Source organism: Streptomyces sp. Ru72 (assembly GCF_002920635.1).
GTDB lineage: Bacteria > Actinomycetota > Actinomycetes > Streptomycetales > Streptomycetaceae > Streptomyces.
The window spans coordinates 1-6,171 of sequence record NZ_PQSR01000191.1; the positions used below are offsets into that span (position 1 = coordinate 1).

Below are 6,171 nucleotides of genomic sequence, written 5' to 3' on the forward strand. Positions count from 1 at the left end.
GCCCAGCTCAGGCGGCCGCGGACGATCGGCTCTCCGGTCGCCCGCGGCCGCCGCGTTCTGAGGCCGCCTGCTCCGGGCGTCCGGGGCATGCTGGAGGAGTGATCCTTCTCGCCGCGCTGTTCGCCGTCATGGGTGCCGCCAGCAATGCGGTCGGGACCGCGTTCCAGCGCAAGGCGGCGTCCACGGTCGCGCGCGGCGGCGGCCTGCGGCTGCTGATCGAGCTGGCCCACCGGCCGGCCTGGGTGATCGGCATCGGCGGAGTGGTCGGCGCCGCGTTGTTCCAGGCGCTCGCCCTGGTCAACGGGCCGATGGCACTGGTGCAGCCGCTGTTCGTGCTGGAGCTGCCGTTCGCACTGATGATCGCCGCTCCCCTGATGCAGCGGCGGCTGCCGGCGGCGGCCTGGTGGGCGATCACCGGAGTCGTCACGGGGCTTGCCCTGGTCCTCGGCTCCGCCGCTCCGTCCGGGGTGGTGGACCAGGCGTCCATGGTGCGCTGGATCCCGGTCCTCGCGGCCTGCCTGGGTGCCATGGCCACCGCGGTCGTCATCGCCCGCCCGGGGCACCCGCCGCTGTTCCGGGCCGCCGTGCTGGCCACGGCCTCCGCTGTCGGCAACGCCCTGACCGCCGCGCTGCTGAAGTCCGCCACGGGCAGGTTCGCGGACGGCGGCATCGTCGTCTTCCTGCAGTCCTGGCAGACGTACGGCTTCGCACTCACCGGTGTCAGCGCCATCCTGTTGCTGGAGAACGCGCTCCAGGCGGGCTGGCTGACCGCGTCCCAGCCGGCGCTCACCATCGGGGATGCCACGGTGAGCCTGTTGCTCGGCATCACCCTGTTCGACGAGCGCATCCGGACCGGCTGGTGGCTGCTGCCCGAGGCTATCGGCGTCGCCCTGATCGTGTGGGGGGTGGTGAGACTGAGCCATGTGGTCTCGAGGGTCCAGACGGCGGAGGCCGGCCCCCGGCAGGCGTTTGCGGCCCGGGGGCACGGGGACTCGGGGCCGCAGGAGAGCGAGGGCTCGGACGGCAGAGGTCCGCGCACCCGACAGGGACGGGGCCCCACGGGAGAACGGCCCGAAGGCGAAGGCTGACCCGGTGGCCGGCCCGAGGGAGGCATTCGTATGACGGTGGAAGACACGCGGTACGACCAGGACGGCGACACGCCGCTGGCGGGCTACGCGCTCCTCGCGACGACGTTCACGGCGGGTGCCGGGCTGTTCGCCGCGGTGGCACGCCGCCGGGGGCTGCGGCTGCCGCAACAGGTGCCGCCGTGGGACGTCGCCCTGCTGGGGACGGCGACGTTCAAGGCGTCCCGGCTGCTGACCAAGGACAAGGTGACCAGCTTTCTGCGCGCGCCGTTCACCCGGCGGGAGTCCGAGAGCACGGCCAACGAGGTGATGGACCAGCCGCGCGGCAGCGGTGTGCGGCGCGCCGTGGGCGATCTGCTGTCCTGCCCGTTCTGCACGTCCGCGTGGGTGGCCGCGGCGCTGGTGTGCTCCTACACCGCCGCACCGAGGGCCACCCGGCTGGTGTGCGCGGGCCTCACGGCCGTCACGGTGTCGGACCTGCTGCAGTACGGGTGGAGCGCGACGGCCGAGGCGGCCGAGGGCTGACGCCGGGCGCCTGTCCGGGCGTCAGGCGTGCCCCTCGGGATCCTCGGCCAGCCGTGCGGCGGTCTCCAGCACCAGCGCGTGGACGAATGCCTGCGGGAGGTTGCCGCGCAGCTGCCGCTGGGCGACGTCGAACTCCTCCGCGTACAGGCCGGACGCCCCGCAGGCGGCACGGTTGCGCTCGAACCAGCGGTGGGCGTCGATCAGCCGGCCCTGCTGGTGTTCGGCGAGCGCCATCACGAACCCGCACAGCAGGAACGCCCCCTCTGCCTCCCCGAGGGGGCGTTCGTCGTGCCGGAAACGGTAGATGTAGTGGTCCTGGGCCAGGCGGCGACGGCAGTCGGCCAAGGTCGCGCGGGTGCGGTCGTCGTCGGGGGGCAGGGCGCCGCGTACGGCCGGCAGCAGCAGGGCGGCGTCGGCCTTGGGGTCGTCGGGGGTGCGTTTCCAGTGGCCGTCGGGGTGCAGGCAGCGCTGCGCGGTGGTGTCGAGGAGGGTGCCGGCGAGAGCGGCGCAGTGCTCGGAGAGCGGATGGCGGGGCGCCGCGGCGGCCAGGGCGCGCAACCCGGCGACGCAGGTCAGCCGGCTGTGGGTCCACCACTGGGAGTCCAGTTCCCAGATCCCGGCGTCCGGCTCCCGCCAGCGCTCGGTGATGGCGCGCACCGCGATCTCGGCGGCCTTCCACCCGTCGGAGTCCAGCCGCTGCCCGCGTTCGGCCGCCGCGAACAGCAACAGCGCCTCGCCGAAGCAGTCCAGCTGGAACTGCTCCCTGACCCGGTTGCCGACACGGCTGAAGCCGCCGGGGTAGCCGGGCAGGTCCAGTTCCCGCTGGCCGGGGACGGGGGTGCCGTGCACCGTGTAGGCGGGGGCCAGGCGCGGGCCGTCCTCCCGCAGCCGCTCGCCGACGAAGCTGACGGCCCCGTCGAGGAGCTCGGGTGCGCCGGTCGTGGCCGCGGCCTGCCCGGCGTAGCTCTGGTCGCGGATCCAGACGTAGCGGTAGTCGTAGTTGCGCCCAGCCTCGGCGCGTTCCGGCAGGCTGGTGGTGGCGGCCGCGACCATGCCCCCGCCGTGGGTGGTCAGGCCGCGCAGGACGGCGTAGGCACGGCGGGCGTCGCGCGGGGCGATCGTGTGGTCGAGCCCGGGTACGGCCTCCCGCCAGGCGTGTTCCGTCGCGGCCCAGGCCTCGGCGGCCCGCGGCGCGATGCGGGGCAGGGGTGAGGCGGAGCACTCGAGGACCAGGTCGTGGCGCTCGCCGGGCTCCAGCAGCATCTCGGCCGTCAGGCCCCGGCCGCGGGCGACGGCGAACGGGGCGCCCTGCCAGCGCAGACGGTGGGGGCCCGAGGTGAGGTGCCACACGCCGTCGTCGGTGCGGTGGGCGGAGGCCAGCGGGGAGCGGCCGTAGTCGCCGTGCGGCTCGAGCAGGACCTGTACGTGGGCCACCGTGTCGACTGCGTGCAGTTGCCGCAGCAGCACCAGGCGGCCGGCCTCGCCTGGGAAGGCGAGGGCCTCCCGGCACTCGATGACTCCGTCGGTGGTGACCCAGCGGCTGCGCCAGATGAGAGTGCCCTCCTCGTAGTAGCCGCCGAAGACATGGCGGGCCCTGGGCGTGATGGCGTAGACACCGCCGCCGCCGATGAGCGAGGCGAAGACGGCGTCGTTGTGCCAGCCGGGTGAGCACAGCCAGCCGATGTCGCCGCGGGGACCGATCAGCGCGCCGCGTTCCCCGTCGGCCAGCAGCGCGTAGTCGTGCAGCGCGTGCGGCGGGAACGATGGGCTCATGGGTGCTGCCTCCTGGTTCGGCCGACTGGGGGCGCGCGGCCTGCGGGTTCGCAGGGGCCTCAAGGCGTACGGCTACCCCGTTTGAGCTGCGGCATTGGCGCCGAGCGTGTGAGAAGCGTTCCGGGGCGGCTGGAGAAATCCTGTGATTGGGCTGGGACCAGTGGGGAAACCGGTGCCGCATGTCAACGACCCGGCGACGTCCGCCGTCCCGTCCGGCGCCGCCACCGCGCCCCGCCGCACCGCCACGGGCGCCCGTGGGCGCTACCACCGTGCCCGCCAGGTCGCGTGCGCACCGCCGGTCCTCACGCTGCGTCACTCACTCGGATGACGTACACCACCGAGCCACCGGCGCCGCGGCGACGGACGCTGATCGGGGTACTCGACGGTCTTCCGCGACGTCAGCGGCCCGGCGCCCCGGAACTGGTGCCCGACAAGCCGTCGCCGCGTAGGGAGGAGTTCTTCAATGGCCAGCCCTTTGTCACGGAACTGGGACCACGCCGTCGTCACCGGCGGCGCGGGGTTCGTCGGTTCCCACCTGTGTGCCGCCCTGCTGGACGTGGGCGCCTCGGTCACCTGCGTGGACGACTTCAGCACCGGCCGGCCGGAGAACGTGGCGCCCTTGCTCGACCGGCCCGGGTTCACGCTGGTGCGCGGCAATGTGGCGGAGGGGCTGGCCGTCGACCGGAAGCCGGACCTCATACTCCATTTCGCCTCCCCCGCGTCGCCCGCCGACTATCTGCGCCTGCCCCTGCACACGATGGACACCGGCAGCCTGGGCACGCGCAACGCCCTCGACCTCGCGCACCGCTCGGGCGCGCGCTTCCTGCTCGCCTCGACCTCCGAGGTGTACGGGGACCCGCAGCAGAACCCGCAGGACGAGCGGTACTGGGGGCATGTGAACCCGGTCGGTCCGCGCAGCGTGTACGACGAGGCCAAGCGGTTCGGTGAGGCCCTGACCACCGCACACGCCGAGGCGAAGGGCACCGACACCGGCATCGTGCGGCTGTTCAACACCTACGGTCCGCGGATGCGCGGGCACGACGGCCGCGCGGTTCCGACATTCGTGCGGCAGGCGCTCGCCGGTGAGCCGCTGACGGTCACCGGTGACGGACGCCAGACGCGGTCACTGTGCTACGTCGACGACACCGTCCGCGGCATTCTCGCGGCGGCGGCGCACGGTATGCGCGGCCCGGTGAACATCGGCAACCCCTCCGAGATCACCATGCTCGACCTCGCCCGCCTGGTCATCCGGCTCGCCGGGTCGTCGTCGGAGATCCGGTTCATCGAGCGGCCGACGGACGACCCGGCCGTGCGCTGTCCCGACATCACGCTGGCCCGCGACAAGCTCGGCTGGGAGCCGCAGGTGGACGCCGAGGAAGGCCTGCGCCGCACCATCGACTGGTTCCGGGCCACCGCCGGCAGCTGATCCGCGCCGCATCCCGGCCGCGCCCCAGGGCAGCGAACCCGCCCTGTCCTTCGGGCCCCGTACGGACACGCCGCCCCGCTCCCGCCCTCCACCACCCGCCTCCGTCCGGCTCTACCGCCGAAAGGCCTCGGAACTCCCATGCGCATCCTCGGAATCAACGCTCTGTTCCACGACCCCGCCGCCGCCCTGGTGATCGACGGCCGGATCGTCGCCGCCGCCGAGGAGGAGCGGTTCTCCCGGCGCAAGCACGGCAAGCGGCCGGTGCCGTTCTCGGCCTGGGAACTGCCGGAGAAGGCCGCCGCGTGGTGCCTCGGGCGCGCCGGACTGCGCCCCCAGGACCTCGACGCCGTCGTCTACTCCTACGATCCCGGCCTCGCCCGTCCGGCCGAGGCCATGGGTCTGGACGACCCCTGGGACCACCTGCGGCAGACGTACGCCCGTGAGGTTCCCGGCTTCCTGAAGACGGCGCTGCCGGGCCTCGACCCCGGCATCGTCCGTTTCGTGCCGCACCACATGGCGCACGCCGCGTCCGGGGCCTTCGCCGCGCCCGACGCCGGGGACTCCTCCGTGCTGGTCCTGGACGGCCGCGGGGAGCGCGCCTCACACCTGGCCGCGCGTCGGGTCGGGGACCGTCTTGAGCCTCTGTACGCGCAGGAACTGCCCCATTCCCTGGGGCTGGTCTACGAGGACCTCACCGAACACCTCGGGTTCCTCAGGTCGTCCGACGAGTTCAAGGTGATGGCGCTCGCCTCGCACGGCCGCCCGCGCATGCTCGCCGAGCTGCGCCGCCATGTGCACCCCACGGGCGACGGCGGCTTCCGCGCCACCGGCGTGCCCTGGCACGAGCTGTGTGCGCCGCGCGGCCCGGACGAGCCGTGGACGCAGGAGCACGCGGACGTGGCCGCGAGCGCCCAGGCCGTGCTGGAGGAGACACTGCTCGACCTGGTGCGCTGGCTGCACGGCAGGACGCACCACAGCGTGCTCACGCTCGCCGGGGGCGTCGCGCTGAACTGCGTGGCGAACTCGCGCATCGCCCGCGAGGGGCCCTTCTCCCGGGTGTGGGTGCAGCCCGCGGCCGGTGACGCGGGCACGGCGCTGGGCGGAGCGCTGCTGCTGGCCGCCGGGCAGGGGGACGAGCCGGAGCCCATGCCGGGCGCCGATCTGGGCCGGGACTGGTCGGACGCCGAGCTCGGGGCATGGCTGAAGACGGCGGCGGTGCCCTTCGAGCGGCCCGCGGACATCGCCCGGACCGTCGCCGAGACTCTCGCGGACAACGGGATCGTGGCCTGGTTCCAGGGCCGTTCCGAGTACGGCCCCCGGGCGCTCGGGCACCGCTCGCTGCTGGCCCACCCCGGGCACGCG

Annotated in this window: 5 protein-coding genes; 4 read left to right on the forward strand and 1 reads right to left on the reverse strand. The window is 73.9% G+C overall.

Annotated features, from left to right (window positions below):
• Positions 1-98 precede the first annotated feature (98 nt).
• Together C3488_RS38850 and C3488_RS38855 are read left to right on the forward strand one after the other, a co-directional pair.
• The gene (locus C3488_RS38850; protein WP_181139374.1) at positions 99-1,088 is read left to right on the forward strand and encodes a DMT family transporter; all 990 of its coding nucleotides are present in this window, start codon (positions 99-101) and stop codon (positions 1,086-1,088) included.
• 30 nt (positions 1,089-1,118) lie between these two features.
• A complete protein-coding gene (locus C3488_RS38855; protein WP_103845531.1) occupies positions 1,119-1,610 on the forward strand; it encodes a DUF1360 domain-containing protein in 492 nt (163 codons plus the stop codon).
• 21 nt (positions 1,611-1,631) lie between these two features.
• On the opposite strand, the gene C3488_RS38860 is transcribed toward C3488_RS38855, so the two are convergent.
• Entirely contained in the window at positions 1,632-3,383 is a 1,752-nt protein-coding gene (locus tag C3488_RS38860; protein WP_103845532.1) for a glycoside hydrolase family 15 protein, read from the reverse strand.
• A gap of 463 nt (positions 3,384-3,846) precedes the next feature.
• Here C3488_RS38860 and C3488_RS38865 point away from each other — a divergent pair, with 463 nt between their 5' ends.
• Positions 3,847-4,809 carry a UDP-glucuronic acid decarboxylase family protein gene (locus C3488_RS38865; protein WP_103845533.1) on the forward strand — a complete coding sequence of 321 codons (963 nt, stop codon included), beginning with the start codon at positions 3,847-3,849 and terminating at the stop codon, positions 4,807-4,809.
• 138 nt (positions 4,810-4,947) lie between these two features.
• A partial coding sequence (locus C3488_RS38870) for a carbamoyltransferase N-terminal domain-containing protein (protein ID WP_103845534.1) occupies positions 4,948-6,171 on the forward strand: 1,224 nt, incomplete at its 3' end.